Source organism: Streptomyces globisporus C-1027, assembly GCF_000261345.2.
Lineage (GTDB): Bacteria > Actinomycetota > Actinomycetes > Streptomycetales > Streptomycetaceae > Streptomyces > Streptomyces pakalii.
Genome location: NZ_CP013738.1, coordinates 6,610,350 through 6,636,408, shown reverse-complemented (window position 1 = coordinate 6,636,408; position 26,059 = coordinate 6,610,350). Strand labels below are relative to the sequence as shown.

The 26,059-nt window shown below is 72.4% G+C and carries 22 protein-coding genes and 2 riboswitches; of the genes, 12 read left to right on the top strand and 10 right to left on the bottom strand.

All coding sequences use genetic code 11. The features are described from left to right. Positions 1 to 27 precede the first annotated feature (27 nt). On the top strand, positions 28 to 723 hold the full coding sequence (locus tag WQO_RS29295; protein ID WP_010056750.1) for a type 1 glutamine amidotransferase domain-containing protein: 696 nt from the start codon (positions 28 to 30) through the stop codon (positions 721 to 723). 25 nt (positions 724 to 748) lie between these two features. Here WQO_RS29295 and WQO_RS29290 read toward each other — a convergent pair whose 3' ends face one another. Both WQO_RS29290 and WQO_RS29285 read right to left on the bottom strand, forming a co-directional pair. Further along, positions 749 to 1,120: a Zn-ribbon domain-containing OB-fold protein gene (locus tag WQO_RS29290; RefSeq protein WP_010056749.1), complete on the bottom strand. Its 372-nt coding sequence runs from the start codon at positions 1,118 to 1,120 to the stop codon at positions 749 to 751. 125 nt (positions 1,121 to 1,245) lie between these two features. After that, a complete protein-coding gene (locus WQO_RS29285; RefSeq protein WP_010056748.1) occupies positions 1,246 to 1,977 on the bottom strand; it encodes a TetR family transcriptional regulator in 732 nt (243 codons plus the stop codon). Positions 1,978 to 2,146: 169 nt separating this feature from the next. Here WQO_RS29285 and WQO_RS29280 point away from each other — a divergent pair, with 169 nt between their 5' ends. Together WQO_RS29280 and WQO_RS29275 are read left to right on the top strand one after the other, a co-directional pair. After that, entirely contained in the window at positions 2,147 to 2,932 is a 786-nt protein-coding gene (locus tag WQO_RS29280; RefSeq protein ID WP_058954141.1) for an electron transfer flavoprotein subunit beta/FixA family protein, read from the top strand. Between the two features lie 78 nt (positions 2,933 to 3,010). Then, complete coding sequence (locus WQO_RS29275) at positions 3,011 to 3,973, top strand: electron transfer flavoprotein subunit alpha/FixB family protein (protein ID WP_058953850.1); 963 nt, start codon at positions 3,011 to 3,013, stop codon at positions 3,971 to 3,973. 69 nt (positions 3,974 to 4,042) lie between these two features. Here WQO_RS29275 and WQO_RS29270 read toward each other — a convergent pair whose 3' ends face one another. From WQO_RS29270 to WQO_RS29245, 6 genes are all read right to left on the bottom strand, one after another. Further along, positions 4,043 to 5,449, bottom strand: coding sequence for a lysine N(6)-hydroxylase/L-ornithine N(5)-oxygenase family protein (locus tag WQO_RS29270; RefSeq protein WP_058954140.1), 1,407 nt, complete (start codon positions 5,447 to 5,449; stop codon positions 4,043 to 4,045). Positions 5,450 to 5,519: 70 nt separating this feature from the next. Next, entirely contained in the window at positions 5,520 to 7,103 is a 1,584-nt protein-coding gene (locus WQO_RS29265) for a pyridoxal phosphate-dependent decarboxylase family protein (RefSeq protein WP_237274180.1), read from the bottom strand. Positions 7,104 to 7,258: 155 nt separating this feature from the next. Beyond that, complete coding sequence (locus tag WQO_RS29260) at positions 7,259 to 8,224, bottom strand: Imm49 family immunity protein (RefSeq protein WP_010064021.1); 966 nt, start codon at positions 8,222 to 8,224, stop codon at positions 7,259 to 7,261. A 126-nt stretch (positions 8,225 to 8,350) separates the two neighbouring features. Next, positions 8,351 to 10,675 carry a 5-methyltetrahydropteroyltriglutamate--homocysteine S-methyltransferase gene (metE, locus tag WQO_RS29255; RefSeq protein ID WP_029182681.1) on the bottom strand — a complete coding sequence of 775 codons (2,325 nt, stop codon included), beginning with the start codon at positions 10,673 to 10,675 and terminating at the stop codon, positions 8,351 to 8,353. Positions 10,676 to 10,840: 165 nt separating this feature from the next. Then, positions 10,841 to 11,055: riboswitch (cobalamin riboswitch) on the bottom strand. A 31-nt stretch (positions 11,056 to 11,086) separates the two neighbouring features. Beyond that, positions 11,087 to 12,481 carry an MFS transporter gene (locus WQO_RS29250; RefSeq protein ID WP_050992369.1) on the bottom strand — a complete coding sequence of 465 codons (1,395 nt, stop codon included), beginning with the start codon at positions 12,479 to 12,481 and terminating at the stop codon, positions 11,087 to 11,089. A 62-nt stretch (positions 12,482 to 12,543) separates the two neighbouring features. Then, positions 12,544 to 13,191, bottom strand: coding sequence for a TetR/AcrR family transcriptional regulator (locus tag WQO_RS29245; protein ID WP_010064025.1), 648 nt, complete (start codon positions 13,189 to 13,191; stop codon positions 12,544 to 12,546). Between the two features lie 258 nt (positions 13,192 to 13,449). Here WQO_RS29245 and WQO_RS29240 point away from each other — a divergent pair, with 258 nt between their 5' ends. Then, the gene (locus WQO_RS29240; RefSeq protein ID WP_010064026.1) at positions 13,450 to 13,647 is read left to right on the top strand and encodes a hypothetical protein; all 198 of its coding nucleotides are present in this window, start codon (positions 13,450 to 13,452) and stop codon (positions 13,645 to 13,647) included. 10 nt (positions 13,648 to 13,657) lie between these two features. Here the strand turns inward: WQO_RS29240 and cobF are convergent, their stop codons facing one another. Then, complete coding sequence (gene cobF / locus WQO_RS29235) at positions 13,658 to 14,545, bottom strand: precorrin-6A synthase (deacetylating) (protein ID WP_029182682.1); 888 nt, start codon at positions 14,543 to 14,545, stop codon at positions 13,658 to 13,660. A gap of 92 nt (positions 14,546 to 14,637) precedes the next feature. After that, positions 14,638 to 14,816: riboswitch (cobalamin riboswitch) on the top strand. A gap of 227 nt (positions 14,817 to 15,043) precedes the next feature. On the opposite strand from cobF, the gene WQO_RS29230 reads away from it, so the two are divergent. The 8 genes from WQO_RS29230 to WQO_RS29195 all read left to right on the top strand — a co-directional run bounded on the left by WQO_RS29230 (position 15,044) and on the right by WQO_RS29195 (position 24,420). Further along, complete coding sequence (locus tag WQO_RS29230) at positions 15,044 to 16,546, top strand: CoA-acylating methylmalonate-semialdehyde dehydrogenase (protein ID WP_010064028.1); 1,503 nt, start codon at positions 15,044 to 15,046, stop codon at positions 16,544 to 16,546. Continuing rightward, a complete protein-coding gene (locus WQO_RS29225) occupies positions 16,543 to 17,697 on the top strand; it encodes an acyl-CoA dehydrogenase family protein (protein ID WP_010064029.1) in 1,155 nt (384 codons plus the stop codon). The genes WQO_RS29230 and WQO_RS29225 overlap by 4 nt, the downstream gene beginning before the upstream one ends. Continuing rightward, the gene (locus tag WQO_RS29220) at positions 17,694 to 18,761 is read left to right on the top strand and encodes an enoyl-CoA hydratase/isomerase family protein (protein ID WP_010064030.1); all 1,068 of its coding nucleotides are present in this window, start codon (positions 17,694 to 17,696) and stop codon (positions 18,759 to 18,761) included. Before WQO_RS29225 ends, WQO_RS29220 begins: the two co-directional genes overlap by 4 nt. Continuing rightward, positions 18,758 to 19,684, top strand: coding sequence for a 3-hydroxyisobutyrate dehydrogenase (gene mmsB / locus WQO_RS29215; RefSeq protein ID WP_010064031.1), 927 nt, complete (start codon positions 18,758 to 18,760; stop codon positions 19,682 to 19,684). Before WQO_RS29220 ends, mmsB begins: the two co-directional genes overlap by 4 nt. After that, entirely contained in the window at positions 19,681 to 20,490 is an 810-nt protein-coding gene (locus tag WQO_RS29210) for an enoyl-CoA hydratase (RefSeq protein WP_010064033.1), read from the top strand. The genes mmsB and WQO_RS29210 overlap by 4 nt, the downstream gene beginning before the upstream one ends. Positions 20,491 to 20,717: 227 nt before the next feature. Beyond that, positions 20,718 to 21,782, top strand: coding sequence for a lipoate--protein ligase family protein (locus tag WQO_RS29205; protein ID WP_010064035.1), 1,065 nt, complete (start codon positions 20,718 to 20,720; stop codon positions 21,780 to 21,782). A gap of 40 nt (positions 21,783 to 21,822) precedes the next feature. After that, on the top strand, positions 21,823 to 22,689 hold the full coding sequence (locus tag WQO_RS29200) for an oxygenase MpaB family protein (RefSeq protein ID WP_010064036.1): 867 nt from the start codon (positions 21,823 to 21,825) through the stop codon (positions 22,687 to 22,689). Positions 22,690 to 22,770: 81 nt separating this feature from the next. Next, positions 22,771 to 24,420 (top strand): FAD-dependent monooxygenase, encoded by a 1,650-nt coding sequence (locus WQO_RS29195; RefSeq protein ID WP_010064037.1) that lies wholly within the window; start codon positions 22,771 to 22,773, stop codon positions 24,418 to 24,420. A 12-nt stretch (positions 24,421 to 24,432) separates the two neighbouring features. On the opposite strand, the gene WQO_RS29190 is transcribed toward WQO_RS29195, so the two are convergent. Then, on the bottom strand, positions 24,433 to 26,016 hold the full coding sequence (locus tag WQO_RS29190) for a molybdopterin-dependent oxidoreductase (RefSeq protein ID WP_058954138.1): 1,584 nt from the start codon (positions 26,014 to 26,016) through the stop codon (positions 24,433 to 24,435). Positions 26,017 to 26,059: the final 43 nt, after the last annotated feature.

Below are 26,059 nucleotides of genomic sequence, written 5' to 3'. Positions count from 1 at the left end.
CCCTCTCGATCTACGGAGACGTACGACATGGCAAAGATCCTTTTCGTGGTGACCGGCGCGGACCACTGGACCCTGGCGGACGGCACGAAGCACCCCACGGGTTTCTGGGCCGAGGAGGCCGTGACCCCGTACGAGACCCTCACCGCCTCCGGTCACGAGGTGGTCGTCGCCACCCCGGGCGGCGTCGTCCCGACCGTGGACCGCGGCAGCCTGGCGCCCGAGTTCAACGGCGGCCAGGAGGGCGCCGACCGGGTCGCGGCCGCGCTGGACGCGTTCGAGGAGCTGCGGCGGCCCGTCGCGCTGGAGGACGTGGACCTGGACGGGTACGACGCGGTGTTCTACCCCGGCGGCCATGGCCCGATGGAGGACCTCGCGGTGAACGAGTCCTCCGGCCGGCTGCTCACCGCCGCCCTCGCCTCGGGCAAGCCGCTGGGCGTGGTCTGCCACGGTCCGGCGGCGCTGCTGGCCGCGACCGGCCCCGACGGCGCCAACGCGTTCGCCGGGTACCGGCTGACCGGCTTCACCAACACCGAGGAGACCCAGGCAGGCCTCGCGGAGAAGGCCAAGTGGCTGCTCCAGGACCGGCTGGTGGCGGCGGGCGCGGAGTTCCAGGAGGGTGAGCCCTGGGCGCCGTTCATCATCACCGACCGGAATCTGATCACCGGTCAGAACCCCGCCTCGTCCGCCCCGTTGGCCGCCGAACTGGTCAACCGGCTCGGCTGACCGCCCACGCGGCGGCCGGGTCCGATCAGATCCAGTCCTGCCGTGCGGCGGGCGGCTCGCAGAGCTCCAGCACCACCTCGCCCGTCTCCGGCTCGTCCCCGGAGACGGGCCGGACGCGTGCCCCGACCGCCACCAGGTGCGGGGCCGCCCCCACGATCCGGCAGCGGAAGACGAACCCTTCGGAGAACCGGACCAGGGACTCGTTGCGCGCCGCGTCGGTGTAGCGGTGGATCACGGCGGTCCGGACGACCACGCCGTGACCGGTGGTGCGTTCGGGCTCCAGTTCGCTGGACGCGCACACCGGGCACAGCAGCCGCCGGAAGGAGGCGGTGCCGCACCAGCGGCACCGGTGGTAGGCAAGGCCGCACTCCTCGTGCGCCTTCTGGACGGTACCCATTCCTGTCTGGGACACGGCTCGACCCCCTGCGCTCGACTCGGACGCGCCGCACCTGCACTGCCGGCGCGTCCGCACCATATGGCACTCAGTGCCGGAGAGTAAAGGCACTGAGTGCCCATTGGTACTCAGTTCTCGCCGACGGCCGCCTCGATCTGCTGCACGACGCGCCACATCGGGGTGCCTTTCCGCGCGACCATCACGACCACCTCACCGTCACCGTCACCGCCACCGGAGACCGCAAAGGGGACGACAGGAGCGGCGGAGACCTCGGTGACGGCAGGGGCAGCCGGGGCGGCGGAGGCCGCGGGCCGCCCCCACGCCTCACGCACCAGGGCGAGCGCGTGGTCGACCGCCACCTCGGGATCGCCCTCCCCGCCCGAACGCAGCCACAGCCGCAGCCCGTTGTTGTGCGCGGCGACCACGGACGCGGCGATCACCTCGGCCCGCAGCGCCCCGTCACCGTCCTCGCCGAACCGGCTCCGCAGATGACCGGCGAGGGTCTGCTCGTAGCGGCGCACCACGGACAGTTCGTACGTCCGCAGTCCGGGCACCTCCCGGGTGAGCCGGTAGCGCTGCACGGAGAACTCGGGGTTGGCCGCGTACATCCGCAGCACGATGCGCGCGGCGTCGGACACCGCGCCGACCGGATCGCTGTCGTCGGCGGCGGCCAGGAATTCGGTCATCTCGGCGAGGCAGCGCTCATGGTCCGGGAAGACCGCGTCCTCCTTCGACGGGAAGTAGCGGAAGAACGAACGCCGACCCACACCGGCCCGCGCCACGATGTCGTCCACGGTCGTCCGCTCGAAGCCCCGTTCCAGGAAGAGCTGGAAGGCCGCCTGCGCCAGCACCTCCCGCATGGGTGCTTTCTTCTCGGGTCCTCGCGCCTCGCTCATGCGGCGAAACGTAGCACCGGAAGAGGCGTTTTGGCACTGGGTACCTTTACAGAGGGTACTGAGTGCCATAGTCTCTTCATCAGTACGAATGACACCCAGGTGGGACCACACCCAGGTAGGCAGGAGAGCCGGCGTGAGCTTGAGGATCGTTGTCTGTGTGAAGTACGTGCCCGACGCGACCGGTGACCGGCGTTTCGCCGATGACCTGACGCTGGACCGTGAGGATGTCGACGGTCTGCTGTCGGAGCTGGACGAGTACGCGGTCGAGCAGGCGTTGCAGATCGCGGACGAGGCGGACGATGCGGAGATCACCGTGGTGACGGTGGGTCCGGAGGATGCCAAGGACGCGTTGCGCAAGGCGTTGTCGATGGGTGCGGACAAGGCGGTTCACGTCGAGGACGACGATCTGCACGGCACGGATGTGATGGGGACGTCGCTGGTGCTGGCGAAGGCGGTCGAGAAGACCGGTTATGACCTGGTGATCTGCGGGATGGCGTCGACGGACGGTGTGATGGGTGTGCTGTCGGCGCTGCTGGCGGAGCGGTTGGGTGTGCCGCAGGTGACGCTGCTGTCCGAGGTGTCGGTGAACGACGGTGTGGTGACCGGGCGGCGTGACGGTGACACGGCGACCGAGCAGCTTGAGGCGTCGCTGCCGGCGGTGGTGTCGGTGACCGACCAGTCCGGTGAGGCGCGTTACCCCTCGTTCAAGGGGATCATGGCGGCGAAGAAGAAGCCGGTGGAGTCGCTGGATCTGGAGGATCTGGAGCTGGACGCGGACGAGGTGGGTCTGGCGGGTGCGTGGACGGCGGTCGATTCGGCGACCGAGCGTCCGGCGCGTACGGCGGGCACGATCGTGAAGGACGAGGGTGAGGGCGGCAAGCAGCTCGCCGAGTTCCTCGTGGGCCGGAAGTTCATCTAGGCCCCACCGCCCGGGGAGCCCGGAGCGAGCCCCCCTTCCTGCCTCTCTTTCTCTTCTTCTCGTCTGGAGTGCGTTGTCATGGCTGAAGTTCTGGTTCTGGTCGATCATGTGGATGGTGCGGTCCGTAAGCCCACGCTGGAGCTGCTGACGCTGGCGCGTCGGATCGGTGACCCGGTCGCCGTGGCGCTGGGTGCGGGTGCCGAGGCGACTGCGGGTGTGCTGGGTGAGCACGGTGCGGTGAAGGTGCTGACCTCCGACGCCGCGGAGTTCGCGGACTACCTGGTGGTACCGAAGGTGGACGCGCTGCAGGCCGCGTTCGAGGCGGTGTCCCCGGTGGCGGTGCTGGTGGTGTCCTCGGCCGAGGGCAAGGAGATCGCCGCCAGGCTGGCGCTGCGGATCGGCTCCGGCATCATCACCGATGCCACCGACCTGGAGGCCGGGGATGAGGGTCCGGTGGCGACGCAGGCGGTGTTCGCCGCTTCGTTCACCACCAAGTCCCGGGTTTCCAGGGGTGTTCCGGTGATCACGGTCAAGCCGAACTCGGCCCCGGTCGAGGCGGCGGCCGCCGCCGGTGCGGTCGAAGCCCTGACGGTGTCGTTCGGTGAGAGCGCGACGGGCACGAAGGTGACCTCGCGGACGCCGCGTGAGTCGACCGGGCGCCCGGAGCTGACCGAGGCCGCGATCGTCGTCTCGGGTGGCCGTGGGGTCAACGGTGCGGAGAACTTCCCGCTGATCGAGGCCCTCGCGGACTCGCTGGGTGCTGCGGTGGGTGCGTCGCGTGCGGCGGTGGACGCGGGCTGGTACCCGCACACCTCGCAGGTCGGGCAGACGGGTAAGTCGGTCTCGCCGCAGCTGTACATCGCCTCGGGTATCTCCGGTGCCATCCAGCACCGGGCGGGGATGCAGACCTCGAAGACGATCGTCGCGATCAACAAGGACGCCGAGGCCCCGATCTTCGAACTCGTCGACTACGGCGTCGTCGGCGACCTCTTCACGGTCGTTCCCCAGCTCACCGAGGAGATCAACACCCGCAAGGGCTGACCTCCTGGTGCACAGAACGCGGCCGGGCCGCACGGTGAGCTTCTCCCCGTGCGGCCCGGCCGCGTTCTGTCAGCGTCGGTCTTCGGCCGGGCGTGCCGACGTGCTGCGGTCGTCAGGGTCCCGGCCGTCCCGGTCCTGCGTGCCGAGGCCGAACGTGGTGAAGGCCGTGCGCTCCGGCAGCGGGTAGAACTCCTTGCCCGTCAGCGCGTTGACGATGACGGCCGACCGCCAGGCGGCCAGGCCCAGGTCCGGTGTGCCGACGCCGTGCGTGTGCCGTTCGGCGTTCTGCACGAAGACGGAGCCCGCGATCTCCGGTGCGAGCACGAGCCGTTGGGCCGCGTCGACCTGTGGACGCCCCGCCTCGTCACGGACGACGTACGGGTCGAGGGCCGCGAGCAGCTGGTCGACCGGGCGCTCCCGGTAGCCGGTGGCGAGCACGACGGCGTCCGTGACGAGTCGGCCCCGCGTCTCCTGCTGGCCGTGCTCGACGCTCAGTTCGATCCTCCCCGCGCCCGTGGTGGCGGCACCGGTGACCTCGATGCCGGGCGTGAGCGTGACGTCGGGCCACTCGCCGCCGAGACTACGCCGGTACAGCTCGTCGTGGATGTCCCCGAGCGTGTCCCCGCTGACGCCCTTGTACAGCTGCCACTGGCGGGGCAGCAGCCGGTCCCGGGTGGCCTGCGGAAGGCCGTGGAAGTAGCGGGTGTAGTCGGGGGTGAACTGCTCCAGGCCGATCTTGCTGTACTCCATGGGCGCGAAGGCCGGCGTACGGGCCAGCCAGGTCAGCCCCTCCGCCCCCTCGGGCCGGGAGCGCAGCAGGTCCAGCAGGACCTCGGCGCCCGACTGGCCCGAGCCGACGACGGTGATGTGGCGGGCGGCCAGCAGCCGGTCCCGCTGGGCGAGATAGTCCGCCGAGTGCAGCACGACGGCGGCAGGGTCGCGGACCAGCTTCCGCAGCGGTTCGGGGACATGGGGTGCCGTGCCGACACCGAGGGCGAGGTTACGGGCATGGGTCAGCCCGCTCGTGAGCGTCTCCCCGTCGGGGCCGAGCCGGCTGAACTCCACGGTGAACGCGCCCTGTCCGGGGTCCCAGGCGACCGTGTCGACGCGGTGGCCGAAGCGGGTGGAGGGAAGTTCGGTGCTGACCCAGCGCAGGTAGTTGTCGAACTCCGAGCGGTGGATGTGGAAGCGCTCGGCGAAGTAGAACGGGAAGAGCCTGCGGCGGACCTTGATGTAATTGAGGTACGACCAAGGGCTTGTGGGCTCGACGAGGCTCACCAGGTCGGCCAGGAAGGGCACTTGCAGGGTGGCGCCCTCGATGAGCAGCCCCGGGTGCCAGTGGAACGCGGCGCGCTGCTCGTGAAAGGCGGTGCGCAGCCCGGGAACACCGTCGGCCAGTGCGGCGAGGGAAAGATTGAAGGGCCCTGCCCCCACCCCCAGCAGATCGAGGGGCGGCGTGCGCGGTCCGGGTGTCATCGGGTTCCTCCGGCGGGGGTCGCGGGTGCGGCGGGGGTCGGTCCCGGGCGAGTCGTGCGCATCGTCGACGTCATGGCGACAGCCTTTCCGTCTCGGGAACCTCGGTACCTTCGGCCGCCGAAGCATCCCGCAGGGCACGGTCCGCCGCCGCCGTGACGAGGTCGAACAGCGGGAGCAGATCGGCCGTCGCGGCGTCCGGGTGCAGCAGGGTGGCCTTCAGCCAGAGGCGGCTGCGGCCGTCGCCGTCCGCCGCCACCGCCCGGCCGAGGACGGCGCGCCCCTCGGCGAGCAGGATGCGGCGGACGGCGGCGACCACGGCGTCGCCCGTCTCGTCTCCCAGCGCGTCGGCCACGGCGGGGCGGAACAGCACGGTGCTGATCCCGATCCCGCCGGGGCGCAGGCGGAGCCGGGGGTGCGCGTCGACGGCCCGGCCGAATTCTTCAGCCGTCCGCACACAGTGCTCGACCAGTTTCCCCAGTCCCCGGCGCCCGAGGGCCCGGAAGGTGACCGCCATCTTCAGGGCGTCGGGGCGTCGGGTGGTGCGGATCGAGCGGCCCAGCAGGTCCGGGAGCCCGGCCTCGGTGTCGTCGTCGGCGTTGAGGTAGTCGGCGCGCAGGGACAGCGGGGCGAGCATCGCGGCGTCGGCGACGGCCAGCACCCCGGCGGCGACCGGCTGCCAGCCGAGTTTGTGCAGGTCGAACGTGACGGTGGCGGCGTGCTCCAGACCCGCGAGCTGAGGAGCCAGCCGCTCGCTGAACAGCAGCGGACCGCCGTACGCGGCATCGACATGGAGCTGGGCCGTGTGCCGTTCGGCGATGCGGGCGATCTCCGGGAGCGGGTCGATGCGCCCTTCGTCGGTGGTCCCGGCGGTGGCGACGACCAGGAGCGGCGATCCGGCGAGCCCGGTCAGCACACAGTCGAGGGCCGCCGGGTCGATCCGGCCCTCGTGGCAGGCGACGACCGTGGGAGCGGGCAGGCCGAGCATCCAGGCGGCGCGGTGGACGCTGTGGTGGGCGTTGGTGCCGGTCACCACACGCAGCGGACCGCCTGCCGCCCGTTCCCGGGCGAGGAGCAGGGCGACCAGGTTGGACTCGGTGCCGCCGCTGGTGATGAGCGCATCGGGGGCGGGGGCCGTGGGGTGGACGAGCCGGGCCAGGGCGGCCGTGGTCAGCTCCTCGATCACCCCGGCGGCGGGCGCCTGGTCCCAGGAGTCCATCGAGGGGTTGAGGGCCGCCCCCGCCAGCTCCGCCGCGGCGGCCACGGCGAGCGGCGGGCAGTGCAGATGGGCGACGCAGGCGGGATCGGCCGGGTCCGCCGCCCCTTCCGCGACCGCGCGCACGAGATCCCCGAGCGCGGCTTCGGGCCCGATGCCCTCCTCCGGCAGGACCGGGGAGCAGAGGGCGCGCGTGTTCTGCTCCACGGCCTCGGGCCCTCCGGCGGGCAGCGGCCCGCCCCGGGCCCGGGCGGCCTCGCCCAAGGCGTCCAGGACGACGGCGGTGAGGGGCCGCAGGTGCTCCGGTCCCTGCGCACCGCCCGCGACGAGTCCTCCCCGTACGCCTTCGGCGCCGGGACTCGACGGCGTACCGGCCCTCGCGCCCAACCCTCCACGTTCCACGGAGGGTTCACCGGGGGTCGGGAGGGGGGCAGACGGCATGGCGAGGACCTTCGGTCGTGGTGCGGACACGTCGTACGGAAGCGGGGGGCCGCGGGGCGACTCCGGTGGCGGAAAGATCCACCACCGGGGCTCGCTGGTTAGGCTAACCTAACTTCAAGGGTGTGAACGACGCGCGATCCGCCTGCCCAGGGAGGCTACTTCGCGTACCAGGGGCCCAAGTTGCTGGATTCCGACTCCGCCGCCCGGCGCAGTGCGTCCGGGGAGCCCAGCAGTTCCGCCGGCAGGTACCCGGAGCGGACGCCCAGTTCCCATCCGTGCACCTGGACGGCGAGCGCGGCCAGGGCGAGGGTGTCGAGCGGCAGAAGGCTGCGGGGCGCGGGAGCGGGCCCGACGCTCTCCCGGTAGGCGTCGAGCCGTTCCGCCAACGCCTGCTCGAACGCCGCCTGTTGGTCGTCGAGGAGCACCCGCAGAAGTTGCTGATCGAAGGGCAGCGCGCCCGCGGCGTCCAGCGCGGCGGCCGCCTGTGCCCGCTCGGCGTCATCGGGCTTGCGCAGGGTCACCGTGGGCCAGTGGCGGGGCTGGTGCCCGGGCGCCTCGGTCAGATACAGGCACAGAGCGTCCATCGCGGCGAGGTCCGCCGGGGTCGATGCCGAGGCGAGTGAGGAGTAGGGCACTCCTTGGTGGATCGCGGGCGCGTAGTCGCTCCGCAGCAGCAGTCCGGTCACCCGCTGCCAGTCCCACACGAGGCCGCTGACGAGACAGGCCGCGAAGAGGTCGAGCCAGGTACGGGCCGAAGGGGCCTGCTCCCGCGAGGAGGCGACGACGTCGCCGAAGGATATGTCCTCGGTGCTGAGGTTCTCCCCGATCAGCGGGAAGAAGATCTCCTGGTCACCGTCGGGGAAGCAGCCGACGCTCATCTCCCCCAGCCGGCACTCCGCCGCCGTGAGCAGCGCGGAGCGCGCCACGTCGTCGAGCGCTGCCCCCTGCCCGGTGCGGGCGGCGACATGGTCGAGCAGCTCCCCGGCGAGTTCGCGCATGCGCCGCGGGGCCGGGTCGTCGTAGCGCATGCCGTGCCACCGCCCCACCGCCCGCCCGACGATGTCTTCCGACGCCTCGTCCAAGCGCCGGGCGTCCACCTCATGGCAGGTCACTTCCCGCACGTACCGCGTCCTTTCGTGATCATCGGTCCGGAAGCGGCACGCTATCAGCGGGCTCGGACACGCACCGGTACGGACGGTACGGCCCGGTGCGGGAGCGGCGGTGGCCGCTCCCGCACCGGGCCCGGATCACGCCGCTCCGGTGGGCAGCTCCGCGCGGATCTCCCGCGCGGCGGCGACCAGGTTCTCCAGGGAGGCCCGGGTCTCGGGCCAGCCACGGGTCTTCAGGCCGCAGTCGGGGTTCACCCACAGCCGCTCGGCCGGGATGGCCTCAAGTCCCTTGCGGAGCAGGGCTGCTGCCTCCTCGGTGCTGGGGATGCGGGGAGAGTGGATGTCGTAGACGCCGGGTCCGGCCTCGCGCGGGTAGCCGTGGCCGGCCAGTTCGCGGGCGACCTGCATGTGGGAGCGGGCGGCTTCCAGGCTGATGACGTCGGCGTCGAGGTCGTCGATGGCCTGGACGATGTCACCGAACTCGGCATAGCACATGTGGGTGTGGATCTGGGTCTCCGGCCGCACCCCGCTGGTGCTCAGCCGGAAGGACTCCGTCGCCCACTCCAGGTACGCGGCGTGGTCTGCGGTGCGCAGCGGGAGCGTCTCGCGCAGCGCGGGTTCGTCGACCTGGATCACCGAAGTGCCGTTCGCCTCCAGGTCGTTCACCTCGTCGCGCAGGGCGAGGGCGACCTGGCGGGCGGTCTCGCCGAGCGGCTGGTCGTCGCGGACGAAGGACCAGGCGAGCATGGTGACCGGCCCGGTGAGCATGCCCTTGACCGGGCGGTCGGTGAGCGACTGCGCGTACGCGGTCCAGCGCACCGTCATCGGCTCGGGTCGCGAGATGTCCCCGGCGAGGACCGGCGGGCGGACGTAACGGGTGCCGTAGGACTGGACCCAGCCGTGCTGGGTGGCGAGGTAACCGGTGAGCTGTTCGGCGAAGTACTGCACCATGTCGTTGCGTTCGGGCTCGCCGTGCACGAGGACGTCGATCCCGGCCTTCTCCTGGAAGGAGAGGACCTCGCGGATCTCGTCCTTGATGCGCTCCTCGTACCCGGCCTCGTCGATCCGTCCCGCACGCAGGTCGGCCCGCGCGGTGCGCAGTTCGGTGGTCTGCGGGAACGACCCGATGGTGGTGGTCGGCAGCAGCGGCAGCCCCAGGTGCGCCCGCTGGGCGAGCGTCCGCTCGGTGTACGGCTGGGAACGGCGCCCGTCCGCGTCGGTGATGGCGGCCGTACGGGCGCGTACGGCCGGGTCGCGGGTGATCGCGGCATCGGCGCGGGAGGCCAGGTCGGCCCGGTTGGCGGCGAGTTCGCCCGCGATGGCGTCCGTGCCGGAGGCCAGACCGCGGGCCAGGACGACGATCTCCTCGGTCTTCTGCCGGGCGAAGGCGAGCCAGCGGGAGATCTGCGGGTCGATGTCGCGTTCGGCCTTCGCGTCCAGCGGGACGTGCAGCAGGGAGCAGGAGGCGGAGACGTCGACCCGGTCGGCGAGGCCGAGCAGGGTACCGAGGGTCGCGAGGGACTTCTCGTAGTCGTTGATCCAGATGTTGCGGCCGTTGACGACACCGGCGACCAGCCGCTTGCCGGGCAGCCCCCCGGCGGCCGCGAGGTCGTCGAGATTGCCCGCGCCGGTCTCGGTGAAGTCGAGCGCGAGCCCGTCGACGGGGGCCTTGGCCAGGACCGCCAGTGCCTCGCCGAGCCGCCCGAAGTAGGAGGCGACCAGCAGCTTGGGCCGGTCGGTGAGTCCGCCGAGGTCGCGGTAGGCACGGGCGGCGGCGTTCAACTCGGCCGGGGTGCGGTCCTGGACGAGGGCGGGCTCGTCCAGCTGGACCCACTCGGCGCCCGCCGCACGCAGATCGGCGAGGACCTCGGCGTACACGGGCAGGAGCCGGTCCAGCAGGGTCAGCGGCTCGAAGTCGGCGGCCACACCGGGGGCTGCCTTGGCGAGCAGGAGGTAGGTGACGGGACCGACGAGGACCGGGCGCGGGGTGTGGCCGAGCGCGAGGGCCTCCTTGAACTCGGCGACCTGCTTGGCGGAGTCGGCGGTGAACACCGTGTCCGGGCCCAACTCGGGCACCAGGTAGTGGTAGTTGGTGTCGAACCACTTGGTCATCTCCAGCGGCGCGACGTCCTGCGTACCGCGGGCCATGGCGAAGTAGCCGTCGAGGGCGTCGGCGCGGACCGCGTCGCGGTGCCGCTCGGGGACAGCGCCGACCATGACGCTGGTGTCCAGGACATGGTCGTAGTACGAGAAATCACCGGTCGGCACTTCGTGGACACCGGCCTCGGCGAGCTGCTGCCAGGTTCCCCGGCGCAGTTCGGCGGCGGTCTGCCGGAGGGCGTCCGCGGTGACGCGGCCCTTCCAGTAGCCCTCGATGGCCTTCTTCAGTTCACGGTTCTGACCCTGGCGGGGGTAGCCGTACACGGTGGCCCGTGCTGCCGCGGCTGCGGGCTTCGCTGTCACGTGACTCTCCTTCGCGAGCGTGTCTGCGGTGCAGATCCCGGGACGGGACGCGGACGCGAAGGGATGACGCATCGGGCGGACTCCGGGCCACGTCGAACCGTGCCCGTCCACCTGATGGTTCCGCCGACCCGCCCACGAGGTCACCGAGATCTCCGCACGCGAACGGTCGCGTGCGGGCAACGGGCAGGTCTTCGGACTCGCGGGCACGTCTGCCGGGGCAGACACCTAGTGGCCGTCGCTTCCCGGACCCGGTCGGGTCCAGTGCTGATGACGGCGGTCGTTCCCACTCACCGCTGCGGGGCAGTCCCGGATTCCCACCGGGTTCCCTCTTACGACACCCTGTCTGGCGGACAGGGCGAACCAGCTGCACCGGTCAGCCTAAGCGGACGACCGCCGGGCGCACATCGTTGTTCACACTTCGGACGGTGATGTGAGACACGGGGCGGCCTTTTCCGGCCGTCCCCGGCCCGTGTCGCCCGGGGGCGGTCCGGTGCGCGCGCCCGGCAGCAACGCGGCCGGGACCAGCGCGAGCGCGGCCGTCGCGGCGAGCACCAGGAGCGCCGTACTCATCGCCCCCTCCCAACTCTGAGCCCGTACGCCGCCGGCCGCGGGCAGCAGACCGGCGGCGACGGCGATGCCGAGCACGGGACCGATGTTCACGGCGGTCTGCTTGAGACCGCCCACCACTCCGGCGTATCCGGTCGGCGCGTCGCCCACCACCGTCCCGGTGGCCGTGACCATCACCGTGGCGTATCCGGCGCCCAGCAGCGCGAATGCCGCGCCCATCACCACCGGTCCGGTGCCGCTGCCGGTCCCGGCCAGCCATCCGGTACCGAGAACGACCAGCAGGACGCCGCCGAGCGCGGTGGTCCGCGCCCCCAGCACGCGCAGCAGCCGCCCCGCGAGCGGGGCGCCGACGATCATCATCGCCGTCAGGGGCAGGCTGCGCAGGACGCTGTCGAGCGGGTCCAGGCCCAGCGCGTACTGCAGGAAGTACGTGCTGACGAAGAGTGCGCCGAACATGCCGCTCGCGGTGAACAGCAGCATCGCCATGGAGGCGGTGACCGGCACCGACCGGGCGACCGCGGCGGGCACCAGGGGATGGTGGCTGCGGCGTTGGTGGCGGACGAGGACAGCCGCGGCGGCGGACGCGGCGAGCAGCCCTCCCACCGTGCGCCCGTCGGTCCAGCCGTGCAGTTCCACTCCGGCCAGGGCGTTCACGAGAAGGGCGAGGGCGACCGCGAGCAGGAGAGCTCCGCCCGCCTCCAGGCGGTGGGATGCGTCCCGGTCACCCCTGGCCGCCGGGACGCGGGCCGCCAGGCAGAGCAGGCCGATCACGAGCGCGGCGGGCACGTTGATGACGAACACGGACCGCCAGCCGAACTGCTCCACCAGGAAGCCGCCGAGCAGCGGACCGGCGGCTGCCGCTGCCCCGATGGCACTGGTCCGCAGGGCGACCGGCGGGCCGAGCCGGTCGGGCGGGTAGACCTGGCGCAGCAGCGCCAGCGTCGCGGGCTGCAGCAGGGCTCCGCACACGCCTTGTACGGCGCGCAGCGCGATGACCCAGCCGACCGAGGGCGCCACGGCGATGCCCGCGGACGCGGCCCCGAAGCCGAGCGATCCGGTGAGGAGCAGACGGGTGTGGCCGTACCGGTCCCCCAGCCGTCCGGCGAGGACGAGAAGACTCGCCACCGCGAGGAGGTAGGCCGTACTCGTCCACTGCACCTGGGCGAGGCTCGCGGAGAGATCGCGCTGCAGGCTGGGCTGGGCCACGAAGAGGACGGAGCCGTCGAGCGCGACGATCATCGCCCCGGCGATGCTGCCCGCGAGGGCGAGGCGGGGCCGGACGGAGGCGGTCGCGGCGCCGGTCACGGGTTCGCCGGTCCGAGGTGGGCGTCGACGGTCCGGGCGATCAGCGGCGCCAGGCTCTCGTGGGCGTGCGGGTCGCCCGGCGAGGGGGCGTCGAGGGTGAGCGACAGGCTTCCCCAGCTCCACAGTTGGGCGACGCCGTGGAGGTTCGCCCAGAGGGCGGCGGCCACGACATCCGGGGCGGGCTCGGGTCCGGGGGACGGCCGGCGGGCGGCTCCGGTCTGCTGGTGCCGGGCGACCAGGGCGACGAGCGACGCGAACAGCGGGAGGGTCTTCTCCCGCAGCCTGGGCCGGCCGTCGGCCTCGTCGCCGCCGTCCAGCAGGTCGTGGCGGAACATCAGCTCGAACATCGGGCGGTGCTCGACGGCGAAACCGACGTAGACGTCGGCGAGGAGACACACCTGGGCGCGCGGGTCGCCGTCCGGCCGGAGGGAGGTGTCGAGCCGGTCCTTCAAGGCGTCGAACCCGCGTCCCGCGATGGCGGAGAGCAGCGAGCGGTGGGTCGGGAAGTAGCGGCGCGGAGCACCGTGCGAGACACCGGCACGCCGGGCGATCTCCCGCAGCCCCAGCGCCGCGGTCCCCTCGGCCGCCACGATCTCGACGCCGATGTCCACCAGTCGTTCCCGCAGCGGGGTTCCGTCCTCCATGGAGAACTTCTAGCACCACCGAGTAGACAGTGTCTACCCAGTGGTGTGCGTCATGGGTTCCCCGACCGTTCGACTGTTCGCCACCCGCTCCCTGACTGTCGGTCAGGTCGCCCGTCTCGACTGTGCGGAGGCAGTGACCCAGATGTAACCGAATGGCGTAGGGGAATGCGGAACCACGGAGCGTCACAAGCCGTTCTTCTTCCCACTACACGGCCCTGCCGATCCCCGGAGGGCCGATCGAGGAACGGAAGACGTCATATGAAGAAGACAGTCGGGTGGGCCCAGGACGGCGACGACTGGACGATCACCGTGAACGGCACGCAGTACCGCGCCGTCGAGCGGCCGACGGACGGCCGGGTGGACAACTACCTGGTGCGCGGTGACGACCTGAGCGCCGAGTGCCCGAGCCTCGGTCATGGGCTGGGCGTCATCCGGGAACACGAGTCCCGACGCTGACGCCGGCCGGTCAGCCGAGCGGGCCGCCCACCGAACCGTCCGCGCCGTCCGCCGGGCGGCCCGCCGTCTCCTCGCCGGCCGCCGCCTTCTCATCGCTCGGCCCCTGCCGCAGCAGATAGGTGTCCATGATCCAGCCGTGCCGTTCGCGGGCCTCCGCGCGCACGCGGCTGATCTCGTCGGCCACCTCGTCGAGCGGGCCCGAGACCAGGATCTCGTCGGGGGTGCCGATGTACGCGCCCCAGTGGATCCACAGGCCCCGGCCCGTCAGACGGGTGAAGGTCTCATGGCCGTCGAGCATCACGACGATGTCGCCGTCGTCCTCGGGGAAGCCCTGGGCCAGCCGTCTGCCGGGGGTGATGTGGATGGGGCGGCCGACCTGGTTCAGGGTGACGCGGTGCCGGGCGGCGAGGGCGGAGACGCTGCTGATGCCGGGAATCACCTCGTGGCCGAACTCCACCGTGCCGCGCCCCCGGATGTCGTCGAGGATCGCGAGGGTGCTGTCGTACAGGGCCGGGTCGCCCCACACCAGGAAGGCTCCGCACTGCCCCGGTGCGAGCTCCTCGATGATCAGGCGTTCGCAGATGTCGGCGCGGCGGTGGCGCCAGTCGTGCACCGCCGAGGTGTAGCGCGCGGCATCCTCCTGGGTGCGGTCGCGCCACGGGTCACCGGCCTCCACCACGCGGTAGGGGCCGGTGAGGTGTTCGTCGAGGATGTCGCGCCGCAGCCGGGTCAGCGACTCCTTCTCCCTGCCCTTGCCGAGCACGAAGAAGACGTCGGCCCGGCGCATGGCCTTCACCGCGGCGAGGGTCAGGTGGTCGGGGTCACCGGCGCCGATGCCGATGACGAGGACGTGCCGGGGGGCCTCGCCGGCATGTGCCATGTCTGCCTTGTCTGCCATGTCGGCCGATCATGCCAGGGGCGAGGCGGGGTGGACTTACTAGGACGTCCAACTATATGTTCGTGAGCAGCGGGGTGGTCGGTGTGCAGCTGATCGCCCTCAAGGCCCGTGGTGTCAGGGAAGCCGGTGTGATTCCGGCGCGGTCCCGCCACTGTGACCGGGGAGTCCGTCCTCGCAGGACACGCCACTGACGGTGCAGCAGCCGTCGGGAAGGCAGGGGGACGGGCGTCGATCCGGGAGTCAGGATACCGGCCGCGGGATGTTCCGTGTTTCCACGAGGATGGAGCAGACACGCATGGCACCGGTCCGCACCCACGGCCCCGCAGGCACGTCCCGGCGAGCGGTTCTCCCCGCCCCCTGACGGCCTCCGCCCTTCGCGCCCCCCTCCGGCGGCAGCCCTTCCGCGCCCCCGTGCACCCGACCGGTGCGTGGGCCGGTGGCAGCCGTGCGCCATCCCCGGATCTCTCCTGACGATCTCACCGACGAGAGCAGGTCTCCATGGTCCGCGAACTCACCCATTTCATCGGCGGCAAGCACACGTCCGGCACCTCGGGCGGCTATGGCGATGTCTTCGATCCCAACACCGGCCGGGTGCAGGCCCGGGTTCCTCTGGCCGACCGGGCCGAGACCGAGGCGGCGGTCGCCGACGCCGTCGAGGCGCAGCGCGAGTGGGGCGAGTGGAACCCCCAGCGCCGCGCCCGTGTGCTGCTGCGCTTCCTCCAGCTGGTGGAGAAGGAGAAGGACTCCCTGGCCCGGCTGCTCTCCTCCGAGCACGGCAAGACCGTGGCCGACGCGCACGGCGACATCGCGCGCGGAATGGACGTGGTGGAGTTCGCCGCGGGCGTCCCCCATCTGCTGAAGGGCGAGTTCAGCGACAACGCGGGCGCCGGGATAGACGTCCACTCGCTGCGCCGGCCGCTCGGAGTGGTCGCGGGCATCACCCCGTTCAACTTCCCCGCGATGATCCCGCTGTGGAAGGCGGCCCCCGCCCTGGCCTGCGGAAACGCCTTCATCCTGAAGCCGTCGGAGCGCGACCCGTCGGTTCCGCTGCGGCTGGCCGAACTGTTCCTGGAGGCGGGGCTTCCGCCGGGCGTCCTCAATGTCGTCAACGGCGGCAAGGAGGCCGTTGACACCCTTCTGGAGGACCCGCGCGTCAAGGCGCTCGGCTTCGTCGGCTCGACGCCGATCGCCGCGCACATCTACGCCACCGCCGCCGCCCACGGCAAGCGGGCGCAGTGTTTCGGCGGGGCGAAGAACCACATGATCGTGATGCCGGACGCCGACCTGGACCAGGCGGTGGACGCGCTGATCGGCGCCGGCTACGGCTCGGCGGGCGAGCGGTGCATGGCGATCTCGGTGGCCGTGCCGGTCGGCGAGGCCACCGCCGACGCGCTCGTCGCCCGGCTCACCGAGCGGATCGCCGAGCTGCGGATCGGCCGCTCGGACGACCCGGACGCCGACTTCGGGCCGCTGGTGGGCCGGGACGCGGTGGACCGGGTCCGCGGCTATGTCGACCTCGGCGTCGAGGAGGGCGCCGAACTGGTCGTGGACGGGCGGGACTTCACCCTGAAGGGCCACGAGGACGGCTTCTTCGCGGGCGCTTCCCTCTTCGACCGGGTCACCCCGGACATGCGGATCTACCAGGAGGAGATCTTCGGCCCGGTGGTGTCCGTCGTCCGTGCGGCGGACTACGAGGAGGCCCTGCGGCTGCCCTCGGAGCACCCGTACGGCAACGGCGTCGCGCTCTTCACCCGCGACGGCGACACCGCCCGCGACTTCACGCGCCGCGTCGACACCGGCATGGTCGGCGTCAACGTGCCGATCCCGGTGCCGGTGGCGTACCACACGTTCGGCGGGTGGAAGCGGTCCGGCTTCGGCGATCTGAACCAGCACGGCCCGGACGCCATCCGCTTCTACACCCGTACCAAGACCGTCACTTCGCGCTGGCCCGCCTCGGGAATCCGGGACGGCGCGAGCTTCACGATTCCGACCATGGGATGAGCACCGTGACCACGCTCCTCACCGACGACCAGTTCGCCGTCGTCGAGACGACCCTGGACTTCGCCCAGGAGCACCTCGCCCCGCACGCGGTGGCCTGGGACCAGGACAAGCACTTCCCCGTCGACGTCCTGCGAAAAGCTGCGGGGCTCGGCCTCGGCGGCGTCTACGTACGGGAGGACCTCGGCGGGTCGGAGCTGACCCGCTCCGACGGGGTCCTCGTCTTCGAGGCCCTGGCCACCGGCTGCCCCTCCATCGCGGGCTATCTGTCCATCCACAACATGGTCGGCTGGATGATCGACCGTTACGGCACCGAGGACCAGCGGGCCCGCTACCTGCCGGGGCTCTGCACCATGGAGCGGCTCGGCAGCTACTGCCTGACCGAGCCGGGCGCCGGGTCCGACGCGGCGGCGCTGCGCACCCGCGCGGTGCGCGACGGCGACCACTACGTGCTGACGGGGACGAAGCAGTTCATCTCCGGGGCGGGCGCCTCGCACGTCTACATCGTGCTGGCCCGCACCGGCGAGGACGGGCCGCGCGGCATCTCCGCGTTCGTCGTCGAACGGGACGATCCCGGGATGTCGTTCGGGGCCAACGAGAAGAAGATGGGGTGGAACGCGCAGCCCACCCGGCAGGTCCTGCTGGACGGGGTGCGCATCCCGGCCGACCGGCTGCTCGGCGAGGAGGGCGGCGGCTTCCGCATCGCGATGAACGGGCTGAACGGCGGCCGGCTCGGCATCGCCGCCTGCTCGTTGGGCGGCGCGCAGAACGCCCTGGACCGCAGCCTGGCCCACCTCGCGGACCGGGAGGCGTTCGGCGGCCGGCTGCTGGACGCGCAGGCGCTGCAGTTCCGGCTGGCCGACATGGCGACCGAACTGGCCGCCGCCCGGGCCCTGGTGCGGCAGGCCGCCGAGGCGCTCGACCGGAACACCGTCGGCGCACCGCAGTTGTGCGCGATGGCCAAGCACTTCGCGACGGACACCGGCTACTCGGTGGCCGACCGGGCGCTCCAACTGCACGGCGGCTACGGCTATCTGGCCGAGTACGGCATCGAGAAGATCGTCCGGGACCTGCGGGTCCACCAGATCCTGGAAGGGACCAACGAGATCATGCGCGTCATGGTGGCCCGGAGCCTGACGGGAGCCCTGCGATGACCGAGGAGCACGTGCTCGTGCACACCGAGGGGCGTACGGGGATGGTGACCCTGAACCGCCCGAAGGCGCTGAACGCCCTCACCCACACGATGGTGGAGACGATCGCGGCGGCGCTCGACCGGTGGGAGCACGACCCCGAGGTGGGGACCGTCGTCATCACCGGGGCCGGGGAGCGCGGTCTGTGCGCGGGCGGCGACATCCGGTCGATCTACGAGGACGCCCGCGTGGGCGGGAAGGCCTCGGCGGCGTTCTGGCGCGACGAGTACCGGCTCAACGCCCGGATCGCCCGCTACCCCAAGCCGTACGTGGCGGTCATGGACGGCATCGTGATGGGCGGCGGGGTCGGCGTCTCGGCGCACGGCAGCGTCCGGATCGTCACCGAGCGGTCCAAGGTGGCCATGCCGGAGACCGGGATCGGCTTCGTGCCGGATGTCGGCGGGACGTATCTGCTGGCGCTGGCCCCCGGGGAGCTGGGCACCCATCTCGCCCTGACGGGCGCGGTGGTGGGGGCCCGGGACGCGCTGCTGTGCGGGCTCGCCGACCACTTCGTACCGGCGGACGAGCTGCCCGCGTTCCTCGCCGCGCTGCGGACGGAGGAGGTCCCCCAGGTGCTGCACCGCCATGTACGGGAGGCGCCCCCCGGGGTGCTGGAGGACAACCGGGCCTGGATCGAGGACTGTTACGCCGCCGACACGGTCGAGGAGATCGTGGGGCGGCTGGTCGCCTCCGACGCCTCGGCGGCCCAGGAGGCGGCTGCCACGGTCCTCGGCCGCTCCCCCACCGCACTGAAGGTCACCCTCGCCGCGCTGCGCCGGGCCCGCGAACTCGGCCCGCTGGAACAGGTGCTGGAGCAGGAGTACCGCGTCTCCGGTGCCGCCCTCTCCTCCCCCGACCTGGTGGAGGGCATCCGGGCCCAGGTGATCGACAAGGACCGGACGCCCCGGTGGTCGCCCGGCACGCTCGTGGAGGTCACGGACGCGGACGTGGCCCGGTACTTCGCACCGACCGGCGACGAGGGGCTGTCCCTCGCCGTACCCGACTCACCGCAGGAGGTGCCCTGGTGACCACGACCGTCGCCTTCATCGGACTGGGCCACATGGGCGGCCCGATGGCCGCCAACCTCGTCCGCGCCGGACACCGGGTGCTCGGCCACGATCTCGTCGAGTCAGCCCTGGCGGATGCCGCGGCGAACGGGGTGGAGCGGGCGGCCGGCGCCGCCGAGGCCGCCGCGATCGCCGACGTGGTGATCACGATGCTGCCCGCGGGCCGCCATGTCCTCTCCCTGTACGGGCCGGAGGGGCTGCTCGCCGCCGCCCGGCCGGGCACCTTGTTCGTCGACTGCTCGACCATCGATGTGGCCGACTCCCGTGCTGCCCACGCGGCGGCCTCGGCGGCCGGTCACCGCTCCCTGGACGCCCCGGTCTCCGGCGGGGTGGTCGGGGCCGAGGCGGGCACACTCACCTTCATGGCCGGGGGTGAGCAGGGAGCGTTCGCGGAGGCCGAACCGCTGCTGTCGGTGATGGGGAAGAAGGCGGTGCTCTGCGGGGCGGCGGGCGCCGGGCAGGCCGCGAAGATCTGCAACAACATGATCCTCGGCGTCTCGATGATCGCCGTGAGCGAGGCGTTCGTGCTCGCCGAGAGCCTCGGCCTCTCCGATCAGGCGCTGTTCGACGTGGCGTCGGCGGCGTCCGGCCAGTGCTGGGCGCTGACCGTCAACTGCCCGGTCCCCGGCCCGGTCCCGGGCAGCCCGGCCAACCGCGACTACCGCCCCGGGTTCGCCGCCCCGCTGATGGCCAAGGATCTCGGGCTGGCCGCCAACGCGGTGCGCGCGGGCGGGGTCGACGCCGAACTGGGGCTGCGGGCAGCCGAGTTGTACGCCAAGTTCGCGGAAGGCGACGGAGCGGACCAGGACTTCTCCGGGATCGTCCGGGCCATCCGGGCCGCTTCCGCCACCACCGGCGACACAGAGAAGGGCGCCACCCCGTGAGCGAGAACGACAAGCACGCGTCCACCCCGGGCCCGTACAGCACCATCCTCGTCGAGCGACGCGGCCGTACCGCCCTGCTCACCCTGAACCGCCCCAAGGCGCTCAACGCGCTGAGCCTGGACGTCATGCGGGAGACCGTCGAGGCCACGGAGGCGCTCGACCGCGACCCGGACGTCGGCTGCATCGTCATCACCGGCAGCGGGGAGAAGGCGTTCGCGGCCGGGGCGGACATCAAGGAGATGCAGCCGCAGAGCTACATGGACATGTATCTCAGCGACTGGTTCACCGCCTGGGACCGGCTCGGTCAGCTGCGCACGCCCACCATCGCCGCCGTACGGGGCTACGCCCTGGGCGGCGGCTGCGAGTTGGCGATGCTGTGCGACCTGGTGATCGCCTCGGAGTCGGCGGTCTTCGGCCAGCCGGAGATCCGGCTCGGCGTGATCCCGGGCATCGGCGGCTCCCAGCGGCTGACCCGGGCGGTCGGCAAGGCGAAGGCGATGGACCTCTGCCTGACCGGCCGGAACATGGCCGCCGAGGAGGCGGAGCGGGCCGGGCTCGTCTCCCGGATCGTGCCCGACGCGGATCTGCTGGAGGAGGCGCTCGCGGTCGCGGGGACGGTCTCGGGCATGTCGGCGCCGGTCGCGATGATGGCGAAGGAGGCGGTGAACCGGGCCTTCGAGACGACGCTCGCGGAGGGTGTGCGTTTCGAACGCCGTCTGTTCCACTCGGTGTTCGCGACGGCCGATCAGAAGGAGGGCATGAAGGCGTTCACCGAGAAGCGGCCCGCGGAGTTCACGCACCGCTGAGCCCGCCCTCGGTGCGCGGCGACGCGGACCCGCCGCACCGCTGAGCTCGCCTTCCGTGCGCGGCGACGCGACCCGCCACGCCGGTGAATCCACCGCTGACCCGCGCCGCCGCAGAGGCCGGCGCGGGTCGGGTACCGGGATGATTCACTCCGCGATGAGCGTTGTATCCGGTTGTGTCCGGCTCCATGCGGCGAGCCGGACCATCGGAGAGAGCTGGAGGCGGCGCTGTGCACGGTGAGTACAAGGTTCCCGGCGGCAAGCTGGTCGTGGTGGACCTGGAGGTGGCGGGCGGGGCGCTGCGGAACGTCCGGGTCGCCGGGGACTTCTTCCTCGAACCGGACGAGGCGATCCTCGCGATCGACGCGGCGCTGGAGGGCGCCCCCGCCCACACGGACACCGCCGGGCTCGCGGCCCGGATCGAGGCGGCACTGCCCGACTCCACGGTGATGCTGGGACTGAGCGCGGAGGGCGTCGCCGTCGCCGTACGCCGGGCGCTGGCGCAGGCCACGGAGTGGAGCGACTACGACTGGCAGCTGATCCACGACGCGCCTCAGTCTCCCGCGCTGCACATGGCGCTGGACGAGGTGATCACCGCCGAGGTGGCGGCGGGGCTGCGGCCGCCGACCCTGCGGGTCTGGGAGTGGGACTCCCCCGCCGTGATCATCGGCAGCTTCCAGTCGCTGCGCAACGAGGTGGACCCGACGGGCGTGGAGCGGCACGGCGTGGACGTCGTACGCCGGATCTCGGGCGGCGGCGCGATGTTCGCCGAACCCAGCTCCACCATCACGTACTCGCTCGCCGTGCCGCAGGCGCTGGTGTCGGGGCTGTCCTTCGCCGACAGTTACGCCTATCTGGACGACTGGGTCCTGGAAGCCCTCGCGGACATGGGCATCAAGGCCTGGTACCAGCCGCTCAACGACATCGCCACGGAGGTCGGCAAGATCGCGGGGGCCGCGCAGAAGCGGGTGGTCGGGCCGGACGGCGGGCCGGGGGCCGTGCTGCACCACGTGACGATGGCGTACGACATCGACGCCGACAAGATGCTGGAGGTGCTCCGCATCGGCAAGGAGAAGATGTCGGACAAGGGCACCCGGTCGGCCAAGAAGCGCGTGGACCCGCTGCGCCGGCAGACCGGACTGCCGCGCCAGGTGGTGATCGAGCGGATGATCGACTCGTTCCGCAGGCGTCACGGCCTGACCACCGGAAGCGTGACCGACGCCGAGCTGGCCCGCGCCGAGGAACTCGTACGGACCAAGTTCGCCACGCCGGAGTGGACGGCCAGGGTGCCGTAGGGCTCCCTGGGCGGGCGGGCGCCGCCGCATACTGGGTCGTATGGACAAGACCGCGTCCGGCTCCGGAGTACGGGAACGGCTCGGCAGGAGCCTCTTCGCCCGGGTGGCGGGGCCTTCCGGGCCGGAGAACCGCGCCCGGATCCACCAGACCCCCGGCCCCCGCTGGTTCGGCCCGGACCGGCCGGTGCGCCGGGTGCACGGGGACGCGTCCATGTTCATCGGCGGGCTGCGCGCCCTGCTCCTCCAGTCGCTGCACCCCCTCGCCATGGCCGCCGTCGCGGGCCACTCGGGCTTCAAGGGCGATCCGTGGGGGCGGCTCCAGCGGACCAGCACGTTCCTGGCGGTGACCACGTTCGGCACGGCCGAGCACGCGCAGGAGGCGGTGGACCGCGTACGGTCCGTGCACGAGCGGGTGCGGGGGACCGCGTCCTCCGGGGAGCCCTACCACGCGGCCGATCCGCACCTCCTGTGCTGGGTGCACGTCGCCGAGGTGGACAGCTTCCTCCGCGCCCATCAGCGCTACGGGGCACGGCCGCTGGACGGTGCCGGGTGCGACGGGTACATCCACGACATGGCGACGGTGGCCCACGCCCTCGGCGTCCCCGACCCGCCGCACGACCGGGCGGAGCTGGCGGAACGCATCGCCGCCTACCGCCCGGAGCTGCGCGCCACCCGGGAGGCCCTGGACGCGGCCCGCTTCATCCTTCTGCACCCGCCACTGCCCTGGCCGGTCCGTCCCCCGTACGCCGTACTCGCCGCGAACGCCGTGGCCGCGCTCCCGCCGTGGGCCCGGGAGCCGTTGCGGCTGCCCCGGGTGCCGGGGGTCGAGGAGGTGTGCGTACGGCCCGCCGGGAAGGCCCTGACCAGGACCATCCGGTGGGCGATGACCCCGCCTGCGGGAGGCTGAGCGCCGCCCGGGTGCCGGGTGCCGCCGATGGCAGGACGATGGAGGGGACCGTACGCGGGGGGCCCACGACGGGAGACCCCGGTGCCACGCAGCGAATCGACCGACGTTCTCGTGGTGGGTGCGGGCCCGGTCGGCCTGACGCTCGCCGCTGAGCTGCGGCGGGCCGGGGTGGCCTGCCGGATCGTGGACCGGCTGCCCGCCCGGCTGCCGTACGCCAAGGCGGTGGGCATCCAGCCGCGCACCCTGGAGCTCTTCGAGCGGATGGGCCTGGTGCGGGAGGTGCTGGACGCGGCGGTCCCGATGCGCGGGCAGCTGACCTACGAGAACGGGGCCGAGCAGGGCCGGGTCGAGCTGGTCCTGCCGCCCGAGGTGCCGTACGGCTTCGCCGCGCTGCCGCAGTGCGACACGGAACGGCTTCTGGAGGAGTTCCTCGGGCGCTACGGGACCGGGATCGAGCGGTCGACCGCGCTGGTGGGGTTCGCCCAGGATCCGGCCGGGGTGACCAGCCGGCTGACGACGACGTCCGGGGACGAGGTGGAGGTCCGCTCGCGGTTCCTGGTGGGGTGCGACGGGGCGCACTCGGCGGTGCGCAAGGGGCTCGGGCTCACCTTCGAGGGCGGCGCGTTCCCCGAGGAGTACATGCTCGCCGATGTGGAGGTGGGGTGGGATCTGCCGGCCGGGTACGGGGTGCGCTCGACGCACCGCGGCGAGGACGGGGCGATCGACGATCTGCTGGTCTGCATTCCCCTGCCGGGGAACGGCCGCTACCGGATGTCGATGCTCGTGCCGCCGGAGCTGTCCGCCGCGCGGCAGGCGGAGGCGGCCGGGACGGCGGGCGGCGGTGACGGGGTGGCGCACGGCCTGGAGGGCGGTACGGCCCCCGCGCTCCCCGACATCCAGAAGGTCCTGGACCGGCTCGCGCCGGAGCCGGTCACCGCGTCCGCGCTGCGCTGGTCGTCGGTGTTCCGGATCAGCCACCGGCTGGTGGACCGGTACGGGGAGGGCCGGGTGTTCGTCGCCGGGGACGCGGCGCACATCCATCCGCCGACCGGCGCCCAGGGCATGAACACCGGGATCCAGGACGCCTGCAACCTGGCGTGGAAGCTGGCGCTCGCCGTCGAGGGCGCGGCGGGGCCGCAGGTGCTCCCCGGTTACGACGCCGAGCGGCACCCGGTCGGCGAGGAGGTGGTGGGCCGGACCGTCCGGCACGCCGCCGAGGGGGTGCAGGCGGACCCGACGGACCGGGAGACGCTGCTGCTGCGCGAGGCCCAGCTCCTGGTCGGCTACCGGGAGAGCCCACTGGTGACGCCCCTCGCCCCGGACGACCCGGCCCCGCTGCGGCCGGGCGACCGGGCCCCGGACTGCGGCGGCCTCACGGGGGACATCGCCGCCCACCCGGTGCGCCTCTTCGACGTGCTGCGCGGCCGCGGGCACGTGCTGCTGGTGTACGGGGACCACCCGGCCGGCGAGACGCCCCTCGATCTCGCCTCCGCCGCACGGGAGTTGACCGGCGGCCGGTTGGACACGCACCGGATCCTGCCCGCCGGCGCCCCGGACCGGTGGACGGGCATCCCGCATCACCACGACAGCCGGGGCGAGTTCGCGCTCCAGTACGGGGCGGGCGAGGGTGCGGCGTTCGTGGTACGCCCGGACGGACATCTGACGGCCTGTCTCCGCCCGCCGACGGTGGCCGGGTTGAAGGAGGCCGTGGGGAGGATCTTCCTCCCGTGAGGGCCGTCGCGGTCAGTCGACGCTGACGACCACCGAGTGCCACCCGCTCGCCCCGTCCGGGACGGTCTTGGTGCGCTTCTCGGTCTGCGTCTCGCCCGTCCCGTCCGTGGCGCGGACGGTGAGGGTGTGGCTGCCGGGGGTCGCCTTCCAGGGGTAGGTCCACTGGCGCCAGGTGTCGACGGTGGCCTGCTCGGCGAGTTGTGCGGGCTTCCAAGGGCCGTCGTCGACCCGGATCTCGACCTTCTCGATGCCCCGGTGCTGGGCCCACGCCACCCCGGCGACGATGACGGTGCCCGCCTCGGGGCGCCCGAAAGGCTTGGGGGTGTCGATGCGGGACTGGGTCTTGATCGGGGCCTCCCGGGCCCAGGTGCGCTTCACCCAGTACGCGTCGTAGTCGTCGAACGTGGTGAGCTCGATGTCCTCGATCCACTTGCAGGCCGAGACGTACCCGTACAGTCCGGGCACGAGCATCCGGACGGGGAACCCGTTGACGAACGGCAGCGGTTCGCCGTTCATGCCGACGGCGAGCATCGCGTCCCGGCCGTCCATGACGTCCTCGACGGGGGTGCCGAGCGTCATGCCGTCCACCGAACGGGCGATGATCTGGTCCGCCTCGCCGCCCCGGGACGGCGGCTTCACCCCGGCCTCCTTGAGCAGATCGGCCAGGCGGACGCCGATCCACCGGGCGTGGCCGATGTAGGGGCCGCCGACCTCGTTGGAGACGCAGCACAGGGTGATCTCGCGTTCGATCAGCGGGCGGTTCAGCAGGTCCTGGTAGCTGAACTCCAGATCCCGGCGTACGCCCTTTCCGTGGATGCGCAGCCGCCAGGTGTTCGCGTCGACCTTGGGGACCACGAGGGCGGTGTCGACCCGGTAGAACTTGTCGTTGGGCGTGGTGAACGAGCTGATGCCACGGGCCCTCGGCTGTGCTCCCGCCGGGATCGGCTGTGCGCGCGAAGCCGGGGCGGGCAGGCGTACGGCATCCCGGGAGGCGACCGCGTCCTGGGCGCTGCGGCCGTTGAGCGCCCGGCCGACGGCTCCGGCGGCGGTGGAGGCGGCGGCCGCCGCGGTGGCGGCGATGAGGAAGCCCCGCCGGTCCCAGCCGCTCTCGCCCTCCTCCCCGGCGACCGTGCGCGGCCGGGTGAGCCTGCCGACGAGGACGTACAGCAGGATCGCCCCGGCCACCGCGCCGACCAGGGACGGCAGCCCGTCGGTGAACCCGGTGGAGTCCGGCCTGCTGACGGCGGCCGCCGTGCCGACCGCGCCGAAGACCAGGACGGCGGCGGAGCCCGTACGCCGGTGGCGCAGCGCCAGCAGGCCGACGGCGACGGCGAAGAGGGCGAGCGTGGCGACGATGCCGAGCTGGAGGACGATCTTGTCGTTCTCGCCGAACGTGCGGATCGCCCAGTCCTTCACCCCCGTGGGAGTGCGGTCGATGGCGGCTCCGCCGACCGCCGTGACGGGGCTCGCCTCGGGTCTGACGGCGGCCGAGACGAGTTCGGCGACGGTCAGCGCGGCGAAGCCGGCGAGCAGTCCGCTCAGGGCGGCGAGGGTGTTGCGGGTCAGGGCGGTGCGATTGATCCTCACGGTCCTCATTCGGAACCGGAAGGCCGCCGGATTGCTCCGAACCCCGTACGGC

Bases quoted from the DNA above. Each gene is read 5' to 3' on its own strand.
- WQO_RS29230 (WP_010064028.1), top strand. From the start codon at position 15,044: ATGGTCCGCGAACTCACCCATTTCATCGGCGGCAAGCACACGTCCGGC.
- WQO_RS29265 (WP_237274180.1), bottom strand. From the start codon at position 7,103: ATGCCGTCTGCCCCCCTCCCGACCCCCGGTGAACCCTCCGTGGAACGT.
- cobF (WP_029182682.1), bottom strand. From the start codon at position 14,545: ATGGCAGACAAGGCAGACATGGCACATGCCGGCGAGGCCCCCCGGCAC.
- WQO_RS29290 (WP_010056749.1), bottom strand. From the start codon at position 1,120: ATGGGTACCGTCCAGAAGGCGCACGAGGAGTGCGGCCTTGCCTACCAC.
- WQO_RS29275 (WP_058953850.1), top strand. From the start codon at position 3,011: ATGGCTGAAGTTCTGGTTCTGGTCGATCATGTGGATGGTGCGGTCCGT.
- WQO_RS29225 (WP_010064029.1), top strand. From the start codon at position 16,543: ATGAGCACCGTGACCACGCTCCTCACCGACGACCAGTTCGCCGTCGTC.
- WQO_RS29220 (WP_010064030.1), top strand. From the start codon at position 17,694: ATGACCGAGGAGCACGTGCTCGTGCACACCGAGGGGCGTACGGGGATG.
- WQO_RS29285 (WP_010056748.1), bottom strand. From the start codon at position 1,977: ATGCGGGAGGTGCTGGCGCAGGCGGCCTTCCAGCTCTTCCTGGAACGG.
- WQO_RS29250 (WP_050992369.1), bottom strand. From the start codon at position 12,481: ATGATCGTCGCGCTCGACGGCTCCGTCCTCTTCGTGGCCCAGCCCAGC.
- WQO_RS29240 (WP_010064026.1), top strand. From the start codon at position 13,450: ATGAAGAAGACAGTCGGGTGGGCCCAGGACGGCGACGACTGGACGATC.
- WQO_RS29200 (WP_010064036.1), top strand. From the start codon at position 21,823: ATGGACAAGACCGCGTCCGGCTCCGGAGTACGGGAACGGCTCGGCAGG.
- WQO_RS29245 (WP_010064025.1), bottom strand. From the start codon at position 13,191: ATGGAGGACGGAACCCCGCTGCGGGAACGACTGGTGGACATCGGCGTC.
- WQO_RS29295 (WP_010056750.1), top strand. From the start codon at position 28: ATGGCAAAGATCCTTTTCGTGGTGACCGGCGCGGACCACTGGACCCTG.
- WQO_RS29270 (WP_058954140.1), bottom strand. From the start codon at position 5,449: ATGACACCCGGACCGCGCACGCCGCCCCTCGATCTGCTGGGGGTGGGG.
- WQO_RS29190 (WP_058954138.1), bottom strand. From the start codon at position 26,016: ATGAGGACCGTGAGGATCAATCGCACCGCCCTGACCCGCAACACCCTC.